19 protein-coding genes and 1 pseudogene are annotated in these 18,517 nt (G+C 35.7%); 16 read left to right on the top strand and 4 right to left on the bottom strand.

What is annotated here, in order from left to right:
* Nucleotides 1–8 precede the first annotated feature (8 nt).
* Together BAOM_RS12380 and BAOM_RS25055 are read left to right on the top strand one after the other, a co-directional pair.
* Nucleotides 9–392 (top strand): nucleoside 2-deoxyribosyltransferase, encoded by a 384-nt coding sequence (locus BAOM_RS12380; RefSeq protein ID WP_164853211.1) that lies wholly within the window; start codon nt 9–11, stop codon nt 390–392.
* Between the two features lie 132 nt (nt 393–524).
* A complete protein-coding gene (locus BAOM_RS25055) occupies nt 525–656 on the top strand; it encodes a hypothetical protein (protein ID WP_257467232.1) in 132 nt (43 codons plus the stop codon).
* A gap of 385 nt (nt 657–1,041) precedes the next feature.
* Here BAOM_RS25055 and BAOM_RS12375 read toward each other — a convergent pair whose 3' ends face one another.
* Nucleotides 1,042–1,788, bottom strand: a complete 747-nt coding sequence (locus tag BAOM_RS12375) for a L,D-transpeptidase family protein (RefSeq protein ID WP_127760523.1) — start codon at nt 1,786–1,788, stop codon at nt 1,042–1,044.
* A gap of 167 nt (nt 1,789–1,955) precedes the next feature.
* Here BAOM_RS12375 and BAOM_RS12370 point away from each other — a divergent pair, with 167 nt between their 5' ends.
* Nucleotides 1,956–2,405 carry a YueI family protein gene (locus tag BAOM_RS12370; protein WP_127760522.1) on the top strand — a complete coding sequence of 150 codons (450 nt, stop codon included), beginning with the start codon at nt 1,956–1,958 and terminating at the stop codon, nt 2,403–2,405.
* An 85-nt stretch (nt 2,406–2,490) separates the two neighbouring features.
* Here the strand turns inward: BAOM_RS12370 and BAOM_RS12365 are convergent, their stop codons facing one another.
* Nucleotides 2,491–3,318, bottom strand: coding sequence for a formate/nitrite transporter family protein (locus BAOM_RS12365; protein ID WP_127760521.1), 828 nt, complete (start codon nt 3,316–3,318; stop codon nt 2,491–2,493).
* 389 nt (nt 3,319–3,707) lie between these two features.
* On the opposite strand from BAOM_RS12365, the gene BAOM_RS12360 reads away from it, so the two are divergent.
* The 6 genes from BAOM_RS12360 to pabB all read left to right on the top strand — a co-directional run bounded on the left by BAOM_RS12360 (nt 3,708) and on the right by pabB (nt 13,148).
* A complete protein-coding gene (locus tag BAOM_RS12360) occupies nt 3,708–4,784 on the top strand; it encodes a branched-chain amino acid aminotransferase (RefSeq protein WP_127760520.1) in 1,077 nt (358 codons plus the stop codon).
* Between the two features lie 281 nt (nt 4,785–5,065).
* Nucleotides 5,066–5,692, top strand: coding sequence for an FMN-dependent NADH-azoreductase (locus BAOM_RS12355; RefSeq protein ID WP_127760519.1), 627 nt, complete (start codon nt 5,066–5,068; stop codon nt 5,690–5,692).
* Nucleotides 5,693–5,794: 102 nt separating this feature from the next.
* A complete protein-coding gene (gene pepF, locus BAOM_RS12350; RefSeq protein WP_127760518.1) occupies nt 5,795–7,591 on the top strand; it encodes an oligoendopeptidase F in 1,797 nt (598 codons plus the stop codon).
* A gap of 116 nt (nt 7,592–7,707) precedes the next feature.
* Nucleotides 7,708–9,948, top strand: coding sequence for an AAA domain-containing protein (locus BAOM_RS12345; RefSeq protein WP_127760517.1), 2,241 nt, complete (start codon nt 7,708–7,710; stop codon nt 9,946–9,948).
* 344 nt (nt 9,949–10,292) lie between these two features.
* Nucleotides 10,293–11,318 (top strand): LLM class flavin-dependent oxidoreductase, encoded by a 1,026-nt coding sequence (locus BAOM_RS12340; RefSeq protein ID WP_127762554.1) that lies wholly within the window; start codon nt 10,293–10,295, stop codon nt 11,316–11,318.
* A 102-nt stretch (nt 11,319–11,420) separates the two neighbouring features.
* Complete coding sequence (pabB, locus tag BAOM_RS12335) at nt 11,421–13,148, top strand: aminodeoxychorismate synthase component I (protein ID WP_127760516.1); 1,728 nt, start codon at nt 11,421–11,423, stop codon at nt 13,146–13,148.
* Between the two features lie 63 nt (nt 13,149–13,211).
* On the opposite strand, the gene BAOM_RS12330 is transcribed toward pabB, so the two are convergent.
* A complete protein-coding gene (locus BAOM_RS12330; protein ID WP_218973840.1) occupies nt 13,212–13,457 on the bottom strand; it encodes a tyrosine-type recombinase/integrase in 246 nt (81 codons plus the stop codon).
* Here BAOM_RS12330 and BAOM_RS25530 point away from each other — a divergent pair.
* The 6 genes and pseudogenes from BAOM_RS25530 to BAOM_RS12300 all read left to right on the top strand — a co-directional run bounded on the left by BAOM_RS25530 (nt 13,367) and on the right by BAOM_RS12300 (nt 17,765).
* Entirely contained in the window at nt 13,367–13,735 is a 369-nt protein-coding gene (locus BAOM_RS25530; RefSeq protein WP_218973839.1) for an HD-GYP domain-containing protein, read from the top strand. The genes BAOM_RS12330 and BAOM_RS25530 overlap by 91 nt on opposite strands.
* 672 nt (nt 13,736–14,407) lie before the next feature.
* Nucleotides 14,408–15,412 (top strand): DUF3231 family protein, encoded by a 1,005-nt coding sequence (locus BAOM_RS12320; protein ID WP_127760514.1) that lies wholly within the window; start codon nt 14,408–14,410, stop codon nt 15,410–15,412.
* Nucleotides 15,413–15,437: 25 nt separating this feature from the next.
* A pseudogene (locus BAOM_RS12315) lies at nt 15,438–15,925 on the top strand (hypothetical protein).
* Nucleotides 15,879–16,061, top strand: a complete 183-nt coding sequence (locus BAOM_RS12310; protein ID WP_127760513.1) for a hypothetical protein — start codon at nt 15,879–15,881, stop codon at nt 16,059–16,061. The pseudogene BAOM_RS12315 and the gene BAOM_RS12310 overlap by 47 nt, the downstream one beginning before the upstream one ends.
* 138 nt (nt 16,062–16,199) lie before the next feature.
* A complete protein-coding gene (locus BAOM_RS12305) occupies nt 16,200–16,409 on the top strand; it encodes a hypothetical protein (protein WP_127760512.1) in 210 nt (69 codons plus the stop codon).
* A 585-nt stretch (nt 16,410–16,994) separates the two neighbouring features.
* Complete coding sequence (locus BAOM_RS12300) at nt 16,995–17,765, top strand: nucleotidyltransferase domain-containing protein (protein ID WP_127760511.1); 771 nt, start codon at nt 16,995–16,997, stop codon at nt 17,763–17,765.
* 33 nt (nt 17,766–17,798) lie between these two features.
* Here BAOM_RS12300 and BAOM_RS12295 read toward each other — a convergent pair whose 3' ends face one another.
* Nucleotides 17,799–17,969, bottom strand: a complete 171-nt coding sequence (locus BAOM_RS12295; RefSeq protein ID WP_127760510.1) for an aspartyl-phosphate phosphatase Spo0E family protein — start codon at nt 17,967–17,969, stop codon at nt 17,799–17,801.
* Between the two features lie 279 nt (nt 17,970–18,248).
* Between BAOM_RS12295 and BAOM_RS12290 the strand changes: the two genes are divergently transcribed.
* A complete protein-coding gene (locus BAOM_RS12290; protein ID WP_127760509.1) occupies nt 18,249–18,494 on the top strand; it encodes a hypothetical protein in 246 nt (81 codons plus the stop codon).
* Nucleotides 18,495–18,517 lie beyond the last annotated feature (23 nt).

Raw genomic sequence — 18,517 nt, 5'->3', positions numbered from 1 at the left:
GGATATTTGTGCAATATTATTTAGCAACGGATGAAAAAAATAAAAAGCAAGTGCGTTCGTTAGTGAAGAAGCTCAAAACAAGAGGCTACAATTGTTTGAATGATTTAAGCCAAACATCTTGTAAGTCTAATACTGTAAACATAGGTGAGTCGGAAGAGCAAATGATAGAAGAGGCTGATTTTATTTTAGTGTTTCTCAAGGCTGGAAAAGGGAGTTTGTATACGATTGGCTATGCGCTTGCTTTAAAGAAAAAGATTATTGTATATTCTCCTGAGAAAGAACATTATCATCTTGGAAAAAAATCGATTTTTCACAACATGCCATATGTTGATATTTGCAGTGGTACGTTTTATAAATTAGAAAAAATGCTTCACTCTGTATTTGTAGCGTAAAAGCGTACAAGATTCGTTTCAAATCTGTAACAAGTAAATAACAATTATTACATTAAAGAAGTTACCCCCACATTGTTTAACCATGATCTCGTATCGTGTAATAGAACATAAATTAAAGGGGAGAGATTTGATTTGAGAATAATCGATATCGATCAATTATTGTTAGCGACGGTAGATATAGAGACAGAATCGGTTGCAAATCAACTTCATACGTTTCATATATACGATATTGATCAAGTATTGGAAAAAACAAGAGATGAGTGAAAGCATGACAATGTGTGCATGCTTTTTTCTTTGTTAAAAAAGTTGAGTGATAGGCTCTTTTTAACAAAGAAAAAAAGCTCCTCACTTGAAGGAGCTTTATACGAAGTTATGATAAGATTGTCATGAAGGTACATACGCATGAATGGGCTAATCCTGATGCATTATTCTTGGTTGTAAGATGAGGATTAAGACTGACGGCCTTTAATAAAGCCGAGCATAACGAACATAGCAACAGATCCAACAACAAAAACTCCCTTAATAATGCCAACAAGAAGTTCATCGTACATGTATAAGACCTCCAAAAAAAGAATTAAGATACGGCATAGAATTTACCATTTCTAGGTGAATTATAACATATTTGTTGGAGGGAGTAGTAACAAAAGCGTTAATTGAAGTTTAATGCTTTTCGCGTTTGCGAGCCGACGACCCCATCCGCGGTTAAGTTGTTATCCTTTTGAAACTTTTTAACGGCCTTTTCCGTATTCGAACCAAATATACCGTCTGTTCCTTTTGTTGAATAGCCAAGTGAGGTTAGTTTCTTTTGTAGCGCAACAACTTGAGGACCTTGACTTCCTTTTTTCAGTACTGTATCGACTGTTCCAACTGGCATTGTTTCGGTCCCTGTCACTTTAAAGCCATTAGCAGCGGCAATAGCTTTAAATGATTTAGACGAGCTTGTAATAATAACAGGCGTACCTACTTTTACTTTTGAATAAAGCCACTTTACATCTTCATTGTACATGCGAACGCAGCCAGCACTTACATATTTACCAATAGAACTGGCGTTATTATTGCCATGAATGGCATAGGTATTACCCGGCGTGTTTCTTGCATTAATGCCAAGCCATCTGTTCCCTAAAGGATTTCTTGGGTCACCGCCTCTAATGTTTTCTTTGTAGTACGGTCTGTTGACAATTTTGTTGACAATCTTAAACTTTCCTTCGGGGGTGTACGAAGGTTTTTTACCAGTCGCAACGAGAAAAATTTTGGTGAGTTTATTATTCTCATAGTAGGCTAATTGATTAGTAGTTTTATTAATGATAATCAATTGCTTTGAAGCGGCACCGGCAGGCGGACTGTAAAAAACAAAACAAGAAACGAAAAATAATAGCACTACGAGTAATTTCTTCATATCTCTTTCCCATCCTTCTAAATTGGCGAATCCTTTTATTTTATGCATCGTAAAGAATCTGGATGACAAATAGAAGCTAAAATAGGTATAAAAGCAGGATATGTTTTTAGGAAACACACTTTATGGATGATTTCATACATTGAAGTAAACAATGGGGGGTGGAGAATATGGCAAAAGCTAATATTGAGGATTATTTAGAGCAGGGAATGTATGGAAAGAAGGAAATTAATCCAGCAGAAAGACGAAAATACCTTAGTTCATTACGAGAGCGCGTTATTGTGGTGCTTACTCAAGCACAAGTGCTAGAAAAAGAAGTATACACAGAACTTCTTCCATTATTCAAACAACATCCGAAAGCGTGCGTATTTTTAAATGGTCATATGAATTATACCCACCTTATTAAATATGTGAAATTGGCAACGACTCACAATATTCGCTATAAAATTGTGTTAAATAAAGATCATAACTCTGACCTGGGGTTAGTTTTTGCAGAAGAGTTCGCCATTGATCGAGATAATATTTATATAGAAAAAAAACAGAAAAGTGTAAACATAAAGCCGGTGAAAAGGAGTTTTTGGAAACGGCTTATCCGTTTTTGCAGAAGAATAGTAAAATAAGTTGTATGTGTACATATCATCATACAAGTGAATGCCAAAACAAAGCCTCTATCGTTATGATAGAGACTTTGTTTTTAATATAAGCTTAAGATGTTTTCTTCAAGTAAGGGACATCTTCTATTTCTTTTTCTTCTGTTTTCTTCTTATTAGAATGGATATACGCTCCGAAGAATAAACCGGCTACTAAAATGCCGCCGCCAACTGCGTTTCCTAAAAATACCGGTACGAAATTACTGAAGTAGTCCGTCCACGTTAAGGCTCCTGCAAAAATTGCAGCTGGAATGATAAACATATTGGCCACAACGTGTTGAAAACCGATAGCTACGAATGCGACAATTGGGAAAATCATACCCATAATTTTTCCAGCATTATCTTCTGCACTATAAGTAATCCATACCCCTAGTCCAACAAGCCAGTTACAACCAACAGCTGAGATAAAAGCCATCCAAAAACTATCTTCTACCTTAGCTGTTGCTGTATAAATCGTTTTTTCTAAGTAGACGCCTGATCCTGTTAATCCAAGTAGATGTCCGAAAAAATAGGCAACAAAAACAGCACCAATAAAGTTGGTGATGGTAATTAATGTCCAGTTGATTGTCAGTTGTTTAACTGTAACTTTCTTAGCGAGTGCGGCCATTGGAACAGCCATCATATTTCCTGTTAATAATTCACCACCAGCGATGATTGTAAGAATTAAGCCCAGCGGGAAGACTGCACCTCCGATTAAAGCATTCAGTGTACCCCATTCATGCGGTAAATCGGCAACGACGCGAATATGGAATAAGTATCCTAATGAAATGTAAGCGCCACCTAAAAAACCTAAAATGAGAATGCTTAAAAGTGGCATTGAAACTTTCTTTACCCCTGTTTTTACGGCGATATTCGCCATTTCTTGTGGATTATTGTAACCCATCTTGTACCCCTGGTTGTTCTTTTAAATTCAATCATTTGTAAATTTGTGAAACAAATTCCTGTTGATATAGTACAATTAACTTCACCCAAATTATTATGCCATCTGTGTTACTAAAAAGCTATTATAAAATGATATTACAGGTGATTTTTTTAAAAAAACTATAGTTGTTCCATGTGTTATATAACAATTAGTCTGTATTACTATAAATAAATGTATATATATAACAAGTGAATTTTCTTATATTCTCAGTCTATTTACAAATTGAAAATAAAAATTTTCCGAAAATTTTGTGATATAGGGGTTGAACTTTACTTCATGGAAGGAGTAAAATAATTAATACAGATTTTAATCAAAAGTCTAGTAAATTAAATCAACAAGGAGTCTTGGTAATGAAGGAACAAGAATTGGCAATCACGCTTAGCACAACAAAAAAGGAAAAGCCGCAAGCGGATCAACTTCAATTTGGTAAGAATTTTACCGATCATATGTTTATTATGGATTATATACAAGGACAAGGATGGCATGATCCAAGAATCGTTCCTTATCAACCGCTCACATTAGAGCCATCGGCAATGATTTTTCACTATGGACAATCTGTTTTTGAAGGATTAAAAGCTTATTTGACAGAAGAGGAAGAAGTTCTTTTATTCCGTCCAGAAAAGAATTTTGAACGCTTAAATAGATCAAACGAACGTTTATGTATTCCAGAGATAGATGCAGAATTCGCTTTAAAAGCATTAAAAGAGTTAATTCGTGTCGAGCGTGATTGGATTCCGCAAGAAGAAGGTACATCTTTATATATCCGTCCATTTATTATTGCAACAGAACCATACTTAGGTGTATCACCGTCGGATCGTTATAAATTTATTATTATTATGTCACCAGTAGGTTCTTATTATAAAGAAGGAATTAAACCAGTTAGAATCGCGGTGGAAACAGACTTTGCCCGTACTGTTAGAGGTGGAACAGGTGAAGCTAAAACAGGCGGTAACTACGCTTCTAGCTTAAAAGCACAGGAAATATCTGAAAAGTCAGGGTACTCACAAGTTCTTTGGTTAGACGGTGTAGAGAAGAAATATGTTGAAGAAGTAGGTAGTATGAACGTATTCTTCAAAATCAACGGTGAAGTTGTTACACCGGCTCTTAATGGCAGCATTCTTCAAGGGATTACTCGTGCTTCAATTATTGAATTATTGCAATATTGGAATGTTCCAGTAACAGAGCGTCGTATTTCAATGCAAGAAGTTTACGATGCGTATAAAGCTGGTCAATTAGAAGAAGCGTTTGGAACAGGAACAGCTGCTGTTATTTCTCCAATTGGTGAATTTTATTGGAAAGAGGAACAAATGGTCATTAACAACGGTGAAACAGGCGAATTATCTCAAAAATTATATGATACATTAACAGGAATCCAAAACGGTAAAGTAGCAGATCCGTTAAATTGGATTACAAAATTAGAAGATTAAATTACACAATCACACTAATATACAAATACGAAAAAAAACCCTTTTTTAGAAAAAGGGTTTTTTTGCATGCTATGTAAGATGAGAATAGAGGAAAATTAATAAAGCGATTTCGATTTTAACATCAATGAAATGTTATAGATACTATAAAGACAAATCGCTTGTAGTAATTTTAAATGTATATCTAGAATGTAATTGTATTTAAACCAAGGTATTTTAAGCGGTTATATTTGGATTGACAACATATGCTTTTTAGGTAAATACAGCAGGTGGAGGAACAGAATATGTCTAAAGTATTATTAATTAAAGCAAATGACCGTCCAGCGGATCAAGCAATTAGTACAAAAATGTATGAAACATTTGTTAACACATTTAAAGAAGCAAACCCAAATGAAGATATTACAGAGTTAGATCTTTTCGCACTTAATATTCCTTATTTTGGGAATATTGCGATTTCGGGCGGATATAAACGCGGCCAAGGCTTAGAATTAACAGCGGAAGAAGCAAAAGCAGCGGATGTAGTGGAACAATACTTAAATCAATTTTTAGCAGCAGAAAAAGTAGTGTTTGCTTTTCCTTTATGGAATTTTACCGTGCCAGCACCGCTTATTACTTATATTTCTTATCTCGCACAATCAGGGAAAACATTTAAATATACCCCAGAAGGTCCAGTAGGATTAGCGGGTGATAAGAAAGTTGTCTTATTAAATGCACGTGGTTCTGACTATTCTACTCCAGAAATGAATTCTGTAGAGATGGCCGTTAATTATGTAAAAGTAATGCTTAACTTCTGGGGCATTTCTAGTCCAGAAACAGTCGTGATTGAAGGGCACAATCAATATCCAGATCGCGCTCAAGAAATCATTGCAGATGGTTTAGAAAAAGTAGCGCAAGTAGCAAGTAAATTTTAAATTGTTTAAACACCAGTATGACTTCCATGCTGGTGCTTTTCATGCAGTTTTTTTCCGTGGTTCGCTTATAATAAAGAGAAGAATAAGAAAGGGAGTGATGCTATGCAAACGTTTAAAACACGTGAAGAAGTAAAAGAAGAAGAAAAGTGGAATTTAGCGGATATTTATGAAAGCCAGGAACAATGGGAAGCGGATTTTGAACGAGTATCAAAGAACATTGATCCGCTTAAAGCGTATGATGGAGCGATTCATAATGCTAAGGATTTATATGAATACCTTCATGCAAGTGAAGAGCTTGGGAGTGCATACAATAAATTATATGTTTATGCGATGCTGCAAACGGATTTAGATACAAGAAATAGCGAATCGCAAGCTTTGCTGGATCGTGCGGGCCAATTAGGGAGAAAAATTAGTCAGGCCACTTCATTTTTTATGCCCTTTTTGTTAAGTTTGGAAGAATCTACATTAAAGAGCTACATAGCAGAAGTGAAAGGGTTAGAATATTTTGAAGAAGATTTATGGGATTCTTATCGATATAAAGCCCATGTTTTAACAAAAGAGCAAGAAGCGGTTATTTCTCAAATTGGTGAGGCAATGTCAGCCCCGCAAAAAACGTTTGGTATGATTAATAACGCAGATATCAAGTTTGGAAATGTGACAACGGAATCCGGAGACAAAGTAGAACTAACACGTGGTATGTATGCGAAGTTAATGGAGGAAGAAGATCGTGATAAGCGAAAAGAAGCTTATAAAGCTTATTATAAACCGTATGTTCAATTGAAAAACACGATTGGCTCCACACTTGCAGCAGCCATTCGCAATAATGTCAATATGTCAAGATTAAGAAATTATCCATCTGCTTTAGAAAAATCATTATTTAGTGATGAAGTACCGAAAGAAGTTTATGATAATTTGATTATGTCAACTAAACAAAACATAGCCCCAATGAAAAAATATATGCAATTGCGAAAGAAAGTATTAGGGGTCGATGAGTTACGTGCGTATGATTTAAGTGTACCGTTAGTACAAGGTGCAAAAGAGGAAATTTCTTATGAAGAAGGCTATGCACTTATGCTCGAAGCATTAAAGCCGCTTGGTGAAGAATACACGTCAACATTAGCGAGTTTTAAAGAAAATCGTTATCTAGATGTCCGCGAAACACCTGGGAAGCGTTCGGGAGCCTATAACCTTGGAGTATATGGCGTGCATCCATTTATTTTATTAAATCATCGAGATGATTTAGATAGTGTGTTCACGTTAGCTCATGAATGTGGTCATGGCATGCATTCATATTTCAGTTCTACTCATCAGCCGCGCATTTCAGCTGGTTATTCTATTTTTGTTGCAGAAGTGGCGTCAACAGTCAATGAGATTTTATTAATCCGTCATTTATTAAAGACGACAAAAGAAATCGATAAGAAAAAACATTTACTGAATCATTTTATTGACAGCTTTAAAGGAACGTTCTTTACACAAGTAATGTTTGCGGAGTTTGAAAAAACAGTTCATGAAAAAGCGGAGCAAGATGAACCATTGAATGCTGATGTCTTTAATGGGGTATATGAGTCCATTTTCCGAACATATAATGGAGAAGATCTTGTTTTTGATGATGAAGTCAAATACGGCTGGACACGGATTCCACATTTTTATCGCCCGTTCTACGTTTACAAATACGCAACAGGCTATACATCTGCGATTATTATTGCTGATACGATTTTGTCCGGAGACAAAGAGGCATTAGAAAATTATTTAACGTTTTTAAAAAGTGGAAGCTCCGACAAGCCTCTTGCATTATTGAAAAAAGCTGGAGTTGATTTAACGAAACCAGAACCGATTGCTAATGCTTTACGTATCTTTAATGATCTTGTTGACGAATTTGTTGAATTAATGGAAAAGTAATAATTCCTGTTGGTATAAATTTAAGAAAAATGATATAGTAAGATGTCTGAAAAACAGGCTCAATCGATTCGATTGAGCCTGTTTATCTATTATAAGGAAACCAAGGGAAGAGAAAGATGAATTCAACGATAGAATATATTAAAGAATGGCAAGAGGCCCTGCAGCTTGAAATTCTCCATTTGAAAAAGTTTGGAAGCACAAAATATTTAATTTCAAATGGAAAACAGCTTTCAAGTGGCGAGGCTTATACGTATTATTTTGAAACAGGTATATCTGTTAAAATCCCAGTAGGCAGTTCGGTTCGCATGGAGTGGGGAGGAATAAAGGAGAAGGGACGCATTTTATCTTCAGAAGGGAAAAGCATCATTCTAGCATTTGACCGTTCACTTGGAGATGTAATAAGTGAAGCATTTCTTTTCCATGATCCGTGGGAGTTGTTAGAACAACTAATAAGCCGTTTACTAGAAGCGGCGAAAAGCAAGCAAAAGCGCTTACGAATTAAGCGATTAATGGACCCTTCTATGCCAGCAAAGCATCCAAATGAAAGCGGGCAAACGGCTGTAAAAGAACTGTTTTTGCGTTCTAAATATAATCCGGTTACATTCGTTTGGGGACCGCCGGGAACAGGCAAAACGTATACGCTGGCCCGAACGGCTTCCAACCACTATTTAAAAGAGAAAAAGGTGCTTATTTTAGCGCATAGCAATCAAGCTGTCGATGTGTTAATGGCGGAAATTTCTGCTTTTGTGAAGAAGAAAGATCGATTTCAAGAAGGAGAAGTGCTTCGTTATGGCACCCAAATTGGAGAAAGCTTAACGAAGCATGAAGATATTGTTTCCGGTCAGCTGCTGCAAAAAAAAGAACCAAGCTTGCTAAAAGAAAAAGAACAATTAATAGAAGAAAAACGACTGTTAAAGCAGGATTTAGCCGGCTCTTTTAGCGTACGCGATTCAGAACAATTAATTGAATTAGAGAAAAAGCTGGCAAGAATTTTAGAGAAAATTCGTCAAAAAGAGATGAGCTTTATAAAAGAAGCGAAAATAATTGGAACCACATTGGCGAAGGCGGCAACGGATGCTACCATTTATGAGCAAGAATATGATGTCGTGATATTAGATGAAGCGAGTATGGCCTATGTGCCGCAAGTGGCTTTTGCTGCTTCACTCGCGAAACATATCATCGTTTGCGGTGATTTTAAGCAATTGCCGCCAATTGCTGCAGCTAAAGATGCGATTGTGAAGCAATGGTTAAAGGAAGATGTTTTTCATCGTTCGGGGGTAGCAACCGTTGTCGAAGCCGGAGAGCTGCATCCGCATTTATTTCTTTTAAAAGAACAGCGACGCATGCATCCGGAAATTTCTGCTTTTACGAATCATTATATTTATCATGACTTTGTTGGTGATCACAAAAGTGTGGAGGAAAGTAGAAAGTCGATTGCTGAAATGGAGCCTTTTATGAATCGAGCTTCCATTTTGTTAAATACGAGTTTTTCGGGAGAATATTGTGTGTCAGAGCGAACGACTCATTCACGAGTGAATCCTTGGCAATTGCTGCTCTCCTTTCAACTGCTTCATGAAGCTTATATCGATGGTGCTCGTTCGATTGGCTATGTGACGCCGTATCGTGCGCAAGCCGATTTAATGGAATTGCTATTAAATGATATATATGCAAAGGAGCGTCAAACAGCCGATTTGATTGCGGCCACTGTTCATCGTTTTCAAGGCAGTGAGCGTGATATGATGATTTTTGATACGGTTGATAGCTATCCGCAAAATCGTGCAGGATTACTACTGATGGGAAAAGATAGTGAACGCTTAATAAATGTAGCGATTACGCGTACAAAAGGAAAGTTTATTCATGTATGTGATACCAATTTTGTAAAGAAATTTGTATATCGCAGTAAAACAATCCGCCAATTAGTCGATCATCAAACACAGCATCGCCAACTAGTTCAAACAAATGAAATTGGCCAGTGGGTCAAGCATCAGCATCCTCGTTTACAATGGATGCATGCAAGAAAATTAGAAAAACTATTTGATGATTTAACGTCAGCAAAGCGAGACATCATCGTAGCTTTACCTAATTCTTTTCAATTACCGGATGAATGGCTGCCGGTACTACAAAACTGTTCAGCGAATATTACGCTTATTTCACCCAAAATAAATCGTGAGCTTCCCGCCAATCGTTTTATACTAACAGCCATTGCATTTCCGTTCATTATCATCGATCAAAGATTTGTCTGGTTGGGTGTTCCTGTTGAAGCAAACAATCGGGTGCAGCCACCGTTTATTGCAGCCAGGCTAGATTCAGCTGTAATGGCTGAACAATTTATCAATCAAGTGATTGTATCAGAATAAGCACGAAAAAGGCGGGCATACGAACGTGCTCGTCTTTTTGTTCTAAATTTTATATTTAAAATTTCACCTCGTCAGAATACGATTTTTGTCAATTTATCAATCGGATACAACAATTTACCAATTGAAACGAGATTTTATTGGCTAATTTAAACGATTTATCCACCAAACACATTCAATTTATTTGTATTCAATAAATGACCTCGATAGAATACTTAATAATCGTTCATTCCAAATAAAGTGTAAAACAAATAGATAAATTAGTAAGGTTGTTTTATTGCAATCAAGCAAATTGGATGCATTTTTAGGTTATCTTAATATAAGATGACAATGTATTGCATCATCTAATGAAGAAAGAAGTGAATAAAGTGGACACATTATCAAATATAAAATTTTCCATATTAGATTTAGCACAAATTACCGTTGGTGGTTCACCTGCCGAATCATTTCAACATTCAGTCGATCTTGCACAGCATGCAGAAAAGTGGGGGTACCATCGTTATTGGCTTGCTGAGCATCATAATATGCCAGGCATTGCAAGTTCAGCTACATCTGTTGTCATTGGTTATGTAGCGAATGCGACGAAAACGATTCGTGTTGGTTCAGGTGGAATTATGCTGCCTAATCATTCACCGCTTGTCATTGCGGAACAATTTGGTACACTAGAAGCAATGTATCCAGGGAGAATTGATTTAGGATTAGGGCGTGCACCAGGCAGTGATCAACAAACAGCAGTGGCTCTTAGACGCGACCCTCGCAATCAAGGTCAAGATTTTCCTGAACAATTAGCTGAGTTAAGGATGTATCTAAATCCTGCTTCACGTAATAATCGCGTACGGGCGATTCCAGGGGAAGGACAAGACATTCCCATTTGGCTGCTTGGTTCGAGCGGCTTTAGTGCTGTGCTTGCAGCGGAACTTGGGTTACCTTTTTCATTTGCCAGCCATTTCTCACCGGAAAATATGCAATTAGCCCTTGCTAGGTATCGTCAATACTTTAAACCTTCTGAAGTGCTAGACGGGCCGCATGTGATGGTAGCAGTAAATGTGTATGCGGCAGATACAATGGAAGAAGCGCAGCGAATCGCGACTTCTCATCAACAGCAATTCCTAAATCTCATTCGTAATACACCCGGCCAATTACCACCACCTGTGGATTCAATGGAGAATCTTTGGTCAGAATATGAAAAAAGTCTCGTAATGAAGCAGTTACAAAATACGATTATTGGCACACATGAAGAAGTGAAAAAGCGATTAGAGAATTTAGCGCAAAATACGAATGCAGACGAAATCATTATTGCTACAACAACTTACAATCATCAAGCACGTCTTCGTTCTTTTGAAATGGTAGCAGAAGTAGTAGGAATGAAATAAAATAAAATGAAAGAATCATTCATGAGGGTTCAAACGAATATCTCATGGATGATTTATAAAAATGAATTGATTATAATTATATTATGTTAACAAGAGGTATGTATGGAACAAAACTCATTATTTTTTCATTTTGCAAACGAACAGGGAATTAAACAACCGCTTTTTTTTACACATCCAAAGCAAATCGTCGAAACATCTAATCTAGATGAAGTGCTAACGAAAATGCTGGAAGTACAAGCTTATGTTGATCAAGGGTATTATGCCGCGGGCTATGTTTCCTATGAAGCTGCACCAGCATTTGATTCGGCTTTTATGGTGAAACAGGGGGAAAGAATGCCGCTGCTTTGGTTTGGGATTTTTGAACAACCAACTTTTTTGAAGGAGTGCAATACTGGATCTTTTCAATTATCCAATTGGACTTCCAGCACATCAAAAGAGCAATATGAGGCAGGCTTTACAAACATTAAAACAGAAATAAAAAAAGGCAATACTTATCAAGTGAACTATACCTTACGTTTACAAGCACAATTTGAAGGAGATGATTTTGCCTTTTATCAACAGTTAGAGAAGGCACAGAATTCGGATTACAGTGCTTATTTACATATAGGAAACTATCGAATTTTATCGGCATCACCGGAATTGTTTTTTCATTGGAGAGATGATGTGATTACAACAAAACCAATGAAAGGAACGGTGAAAAGAGGGCTATTTCTAGAGCAGGATCGAGAACAAGCTAGTTGGCTGGCTGAATCTGCAAAAAACCAAGCGGAAAATGTCATGATTGTTGATTTATTACGAAATGATGTGAGTGTTATTGCAGAAAATGGATCAGTTCATGTTCCAGCATTGTTTGAAATTGAACAGTATCCAACTGTGTGGCAAATGACGTCTACTGTGAAAGCAAAAACGAAAGAACATACAACGATTACTGATATTTTTAAAGCACTTTTTCCATGTGGTTCCATAACAGGAGCTCCGAAAATTAAAACGATGGACATTATTACACATGTTGAAGATTCCCCAAGAGAAGTATATTGTGGCGCTATCGGCTATATCACACCTGAACGTGAGGCCATCTTTAATGTACCGATTCGCACCGTTTGGATTGATACAGAAACAGGGCGTGCCGAATATGGAGCCGGTGGCGGAATTACTTGGGATTCGGTACTAAGCGAAGAATATGCAGAAGCGTTCTTAAAAGCAAAATTGTTAACGGAAGTTCGACCTGACTTTCAATTGTTAGAGTCATTTCGATTAGAAAATGGTGAATATTATTTATTTCATCACCATATCAAAAGATTAATGGAAGCAGCTGAATATTTTCAATTTCCGATTGTCGAAGAAGATGTGACAAATGAGCTCCATCAATTTGCGGAGCAGCATTCGGATGGTTTATATAAAGTACGTTTAGTTGTTTCAAAAACAAACAAAGTAGAAGTTAGCGGGATGACAATTGAAGATGCATATTCTACAATTTCAATTAGATTGGCTGATTCTCCAATCAAGACAAATCATCCATTTGTTTATTTTAAAACGACAAATCGTCAAGCTTATGAAACATTTTCAAAACAAAATGTGTTTGATGTATTGCTTTGGAATGAAAACGAGGAAATCACTGAATTTACGAATGGAAATGTTGTCGTTAAGTTGAATGGAAAATTGTACACTCCTCCTGTTGAATGTGGGTTGCTGGCAGGTACGTTCCGCAAGCAATTATTGCTTCAAAAAGAAATCGAGGAGAAAGTGATTACGAAGGCAGAGTTGCTAAAAGCTGAGGAGGTTTGGTTTATTAACAGCGTACGTAAATGGATAAGGTGTGAAATGATGTGATATGACGGGCGTTGAGGCTTATCAAGCCTCAACTTGCCCACCATTTGCCCACCTTCTTTTCAATTAACTTAAATATGACTCGAGTTTTAATAAATTCTCGGCTTCGTATTTTTTTGTGATATGCAGGTACACATCTGCTGTCATTTTTATGGTCGCATGACCAAGACGTTCACTCACAAACTTAATATCAGCACCACTTTCCAATAACATAACGGCGTGTGTATGGCGCAATCCATGTGGAGAAATGTGGTGCAGATTTGTTTTCTTTAAAATATAAGCAATCGCTTTGTTTACACCATACTCGCCCATTTCTTTACCATTTGCCCTGGTTATTAAAAACTCTGAAGAATGGTAAAGGTTACCCAACAGGATTAAAGGGAAGACAAATACCATTAGTTGCCCGAATAGTTGCTGTAGCAGATACCTTTGATGCCATGTCTTCCAAACGTGTTTATAGAAATGAACTTAATCTTGAATACATTCTTAACGAGATTCAAAAAAATAAAGGGACACAATTCGACCCCGAAATTGTTAATGTTTTTCTTAGTTTGTTTGAGCAACGGACTAAGAAAGACATCATGAAATAGTAAACATACATTAAAATAAAAAAACAATATTCATATAAAATTCTAAACAATGTATTCCACTTAGCCTTCTTTATAGGAGTACAGCTAGCATTTCCGATTTACAACGTTAAGAATTGCTCATTAAAACAAATCCTAATTTTATCTATGCAACTCAAAGATAAAATTAGGATTTGTTTTTTTACTAAAGCCCCCGTCAGTTGAATAAGCAACTTCTCTTTTATTATATATTATCATCGAAATTTGAATGAAAATAACTTTTTGATTGAGTACCACACTGAATAAATTTGCTTCTCAGATTTATAATAAGCCTTAGCGTTAAATAACGCTAAACTTCAATGTGGAGGGATATACTTTGAATATTCTTTTTAGCTTATTCTCAAGCTTAATTATTTTGGGTATTAGAGTAGCATTCTTAATTAGTAATACAACCAACAGATTAACATCTTTGTTAAGAATGCCATCTTTAACTTAAGTATGGAGTATTCCGCAAGTATCGCCTAATTCGCGTTGTTGTAGAAAAAGGTAAGCATAGAATTGTGCTTGCCTTTTTTAGTGAGCTTTAATCTTCTTCATAAATTTCTTCTTAGTGAAATTCAGTGGAATGTTCTCTTATTATTCAAAGAAATTCATATCGCTAGCTATATTGGTAAATAATATCCAAGAGGTGATAACGTGGATAAAGATAAATTAAAACTCACATCTTCCGAAATAGGATCTTTGTGGGGAGAGTATGTAAATGGAACAGCTGTTGATATTGTAAACAGATATATGGTCTCCATTATTGAGGACGAGTCCATAAAATCTATTTTTCAAGATGCAATCGAGACGTTTGCAAAACAAAAGAAACAAATCGCAACTTTTATAGAGAACGAAGGATTTCCAGTTCCAATTGGATTTACTGAATCTGACCTCAATAAAGGTACAGAGAGACTGTTTACTGATATATTTTGCCTAAACTATTTACATATCATGACTTTACATGGTTTGCTAGGACATTCAACTTCATTAGGCGTTTCTGTCAGAGAGGACTTAAGGTATTTTTACGACTCATGTGATAATGATGGGAAGCGAATGTATCATCAAACAATTGACTTATTACTCGAGAAAGGAAGCTTTCAGAGAGATCCTTTATTTTATCCTGCTGAAAATCCTGAATTTATTTCTAGTCAGGATTTTAAAGATGGATTTTTCGGAAAGGGTAGAATGTTAGCAGCGACAGAAATCATAAGTATTTCTTTCAACCTTAAAAAGAGTATTATGACTAAAACTCTTTCTATTGCATTCAGTCAAGTCGCTCAAACAAAAGAAGTAAGAAAATTTTTAGAGGATTCCGAGAAAACGGCTGATGAACAAATAAAGGACTTTCTAAAAATAATGCAAAAGGATAATTTACCAAGTCCTAAGTCATGGGAAACAGAAGTGACTACTTCAACGAACTCTCCTTTTTCCGATAAGTTAATGATGTATCATATGGGTCTCTTGTTCCAAACTGCACAGATTTATCATGGGACAGGTCTAGCAACAGCCATGCGAACAGACCTTGTAGCCACTTACGAAAGCACCATTCTACAAAATCTTATGGTTATTAAAAAGTGGTTTAATATTATGGTGCAAAATAAATGGTTAGAGCAGCCTCCACTTGCTCCTAATAGAAAAGAAATTGCAAAAGAAAAATAATAGAAATAATTATTATGGTATATAAATGAATAAAAGTGCATTTGAAAAACTAATGTGGAGTATTGCACTCCCAGGGTTTGGTCAGTATTTAAACGGAAAATATTTTAAAGGAACAGTTTTATTGATTCTTGAATTTCTGATAAATGTACAAGCCAATTTTAATCAGGTCATACTTTTAAGCTTTCATGGGGAAATTGGTGATGCCATACAACATGCGGATTATCAGTGGCTGATGTTTTACCCTTGTTTATATTTGTTTGCGATGTGTGGGATGCGGTAAAAGATGCAGGCGGAGGGAAAGACCCTTGTTCTTTTCTTCTGTATGTATTCACTGCGTTTTTTGTAACCGTTGGACTGATTTTTTCCTCAAACTTAAGGATATTTGGAGTGTTACTTGGTCCTATCTGGCTCCAGGTCGATATCTTGGGCATAATACAGTTTGTATACATTAGAGAGGAGGGACAGCATGAGGCTAAGAAATGGAGATTTTTATACAAATGTTTTTACCAATAAGTTATATAGGTTAAATGAAGATAACGATAGCAGCTGGTACTTGAGTTTGCGTGATGAAGAAGGTTATAATGAAATAGGAAAGATATCAGGGCGTGATATGATTAGATTGATAGAAGGTAGTTATAAAAAAAGCTAGTAAAAAAGCTACCCCATTCCTGTCATAGTTACCTGTAATCACATTTTCTAGTGGAAAGTAGGTAAAACTTGAAACAATATAAGATGTTCCAAGGAAAAAGTCACCTTTATGTCGAATATAGATAAAGGGGATTATCCAATGAATAAAGTTCAATTATTAAAAAAATTACTAAATAGTAGTCGAGGTAATTTGTTTTCATTAGAGATTCCTACTACAAAAGAAAATGAAAAAAAGATTCAAGAATTGGTTAGAGTATTGGAAACAGAAAAAAGAATTAAATTAAGAGAATATATACAAAGAGAATACTCAGTCTATTTACATGGAATACTTAAGTATGCATCCGAATAATCGGATGCTTTTTTATTGGGGTGAATCACCATAGGGTTCTTCAAGTTATACAATAAGCCAAGATAGGTATAGAATTTTTATGAGATTTAGAACTTGTGAACCTTCATAACCCACAGAGCCAATAAATTCCTTGCACATCTATTTACTTAAACTAACCTGCCCCGTTCGTATTTGTTGTCATAGTCAGATACAGATTTGCTATCATTTTTATAGTTGCATGGCCAAGACGCTCACTTACAAATTTCATAAGAGCACCACTTTCCAATCGCATAACAGCGTGTATATAACGCAATTTATGCAGGAGGAAAGTGGTGCTAATTTGTTTTCTTGAAAGATGGCTTTTTATATGGTGCTGTTGATTGTTGGCTCATTTGTGTGAGCCAACAATCGCATGATTAATAAGGTCATTTAACAAAGAAAGGATAGGTATTAGGTTTGCGATAAAACCTAAGAATTGAACTACTGTCCCTAAGCTTTTTATATGAATCACAATTCCTTTCGTGGAATTATAAAATATAGATGGCTAACTTAGTCTAGTGAATAATGCGAAGCAAACATCATGATGTACAGGAAGGAGCGTAGTTAATGACGGACTTAAAATTAGACCAATCCAATTTAGATTGGTTAGAAGAAAGAACAATCATCTTATCTCCAACAGGAAGTTATGCCTATGGTACAAACACAGAAACATCAGATAAGGATTTTAAAGGGGTATGCATCCCTCCTATTGATTATTACTTGGGATTAGAATCTTTTAACGAATATAACACTACTGGAGGGAAGAACTTCCGCAACACGAAAGATGATGTCGATGTAAGTATCATTCATATTAATAAATTCGTAAAAGATGCGATGAAAGGAGTTCCGAACAATATTGAAATTCTGTTCGTCCGACAAGAAGATTATCTAAAAGTTACCCATTTAGGACAAATGCTTATTGATCATCGCCATTTGTTTTTATCTAAGCATATTCAAAAGAAATTCGGCGGCTATGCCTATTCCCAAATGCAAAAATTAAAAAGTAAACAATCTAATGAAACAGGGAACCAAGATTTAATGGAGGAATTTAGATATGACCATAAATTTTTTATGCACAGTATTCGCCTTCTAACAAGTGCTATTGAGATATTAGAAACTGGAGATTACAGCACATACAGAAGCAATCGCCAACTTTTGTTAGATTGTAGAAACGGAAAATTCACTTTCAATGAAGCTTTGGACATGCTTAGAATGTATGATGATCAATTAAAAGTATCATGTGAAAAATCCACGCTTCCTCCAATACCTGATTATCATAGAATTAATGAATTGTTAATCGAGATTAATCAACAAGGGCTAGGGTTGAGATCATCTTAATAAACAGTAAGTTACGCTGATGTTAGCTCTATATCAATTCAGTTTAGTTTTCTGATATCTGTTCAATAAAACATCTAATGTTTGACTATATTTAATGGTATCGGGATGATTAAACCCTTTCGATATTCCGACAGTAATCATATGGGTTCTTAAACAATGAATGGCATCTTCCAAATGTTTAAGAGGTACAGATTTTGTATTCATAAATGAACTCCTATATCAATAAAAAGTAAAGTTTAGTCAATATTTAACATTATATAATAATAATTACAAAAAAGATATTTTAAAATACGTTTATGCTAAGAAAAATTTCGATATTAGGACAAATTTTAAGTGTATGTTTGAAAATATTAATGGATATAGTAGAAGGGATTTAAGGGAAGAGTAAAAGAAAAGGCTATGATTTAGTTTTGGTTAAAAACACCATGTAACTAGTATACGGAAATAGATAAGGTGTGATTATGAGTAGAAGGAGTGAACCTGATGGCGATATGTCCATTATGTAATGCATTCAAGGAATTGGAAATGCATTGCACGTTATGTGGAACTTTATTAGATGACTCAGGAAAAGTATCCGACTTTTTAGATCCATACGGTCATTATAATGATGAAGAAACGGCAAAAATGGGAGATGGATATCCGAATACAGCAAGAGATCAAATTTGCCCTCACTTGATGTCTTGCAAATCATGCGGTCACGATCAAGTCGTTTTTATCCAAGAAGAATAACAAGTACTAAGCTATCTTTATGC

The organism is Peribacillus asahii (assembly GCF_004006295.1).
GTDB classification, from domain to species: Bacteria; Bacillota; Bacilli; order Bacillales; family DSM-1321; genus Peribacillus; species Peribacillus asahii_A.
Note: the sequence above shows the minus strand (reverse complement) of the source record. Positions and strands in the feature narration are given on the sequence as shown.

Bases quoted from the DNA above. Each gene is read 5' to 3' on its own strand.
- BAOM_RS12375 (WP_127760523.1), bottom strand. From the start codon at position 1,788: ATGAAGAAATTACTCGTAGTGCTATTATTTTTCGTTTCTTGTTTTGTT.
- BAOM_RS12370 (WP_127760522.1), top strand. From the start codon at position 1,956: ATGGCAAAAGCTAATATTGAGGATTATTTAGAGCAGGGAATGTATGGA.
- BAOM_RS12365 (WP_127760521.1), bottom strand. From the start codon at position 3,318: ATGGGTTACAATAATCCACAAGAAATGGCGAATATCGCCGTAAAAACA.
- BAOM_RS12360 (WP_127760520.1), top strand. From the start codon at position 3,708: ATGAAGGAACAAGAATTGGCAATCACGCTTAGCACAACAAAAAAGGAA.
- BAOM_RS12355 (WP_127760519.1), top strand. From the start codon at position 5,066: ATGTCTAAAGTATTATTAATTAAAGCAAATGACCGTCCAGCGGATCAA.
- pepF (WP_127760518.1), top strand. From the start codon at position 5,795: ATGCAAACGTTTAAAACACGTGAAGAAGTAAAAGAAGAAGAAAAGTGG.
- BAOM_RS12345 (WP_127760517.1), top strand. From the start codon at position 7,708: ATGAATTCAACGATAGAATATATTAAAGAATGGCAAGAGGCCCTGCAG.
- BAOM_RS12340 (WP_127762554.1), top strand. From the start codon at position 10,293: ATGAAGAAAGAAGTGAATAAAGTGGACACATTATCAAATATAAAATTT.
- pabB (WP_127760516.1), top strand. From the start codon at position 11,421: ATGGAACAAAACTCATTATTTTTTCATTTTGCAAACGAACAGGGAATT.
- BAOM_RS12330 (WP_218973840.1), bottom strand. From the start codon at position 13,457: ATGGGCGAGTATGGTGTAAACAAAGCGATTGCTTATATTTTAAAGAAA.
- BAOM_RS12310 (WP_127760513.1), top strand. From the start codon at position 15,879: ATGAGGCTAAGAAATGGAGATTTTTATACAAATGTTTTTACCAATAAG.
- BAOM_RS12305 (WP_127760512.1), top strand. From the start codon at position 16,200: ATGAATAAAGTTCAATTATTAAAAAAATTACTAAATAGTAGTCGAGGT.
- BAOM_RS12300 (WP_127760511.1), top strand. From the start codon at position 16,995: ATGACGGACTTAAAATTAGACCAATCCAATTTAGATTGGTTAGAAGAA.
- BAOM_RS12295 (WP_127760510.1), bottom strand. From the start codon at position 17,969: ATGAATACAAAATCTGTACCTCTTAAACATTTGGAAGATGCCATTCAT.
- BAOM_RS12290 (WP_127760509.1), top strand. From the start codon at position 18,249: ATGGCGATATGTCCATTATGTAATGCATTCAAGGAATTGGAAATGCAT.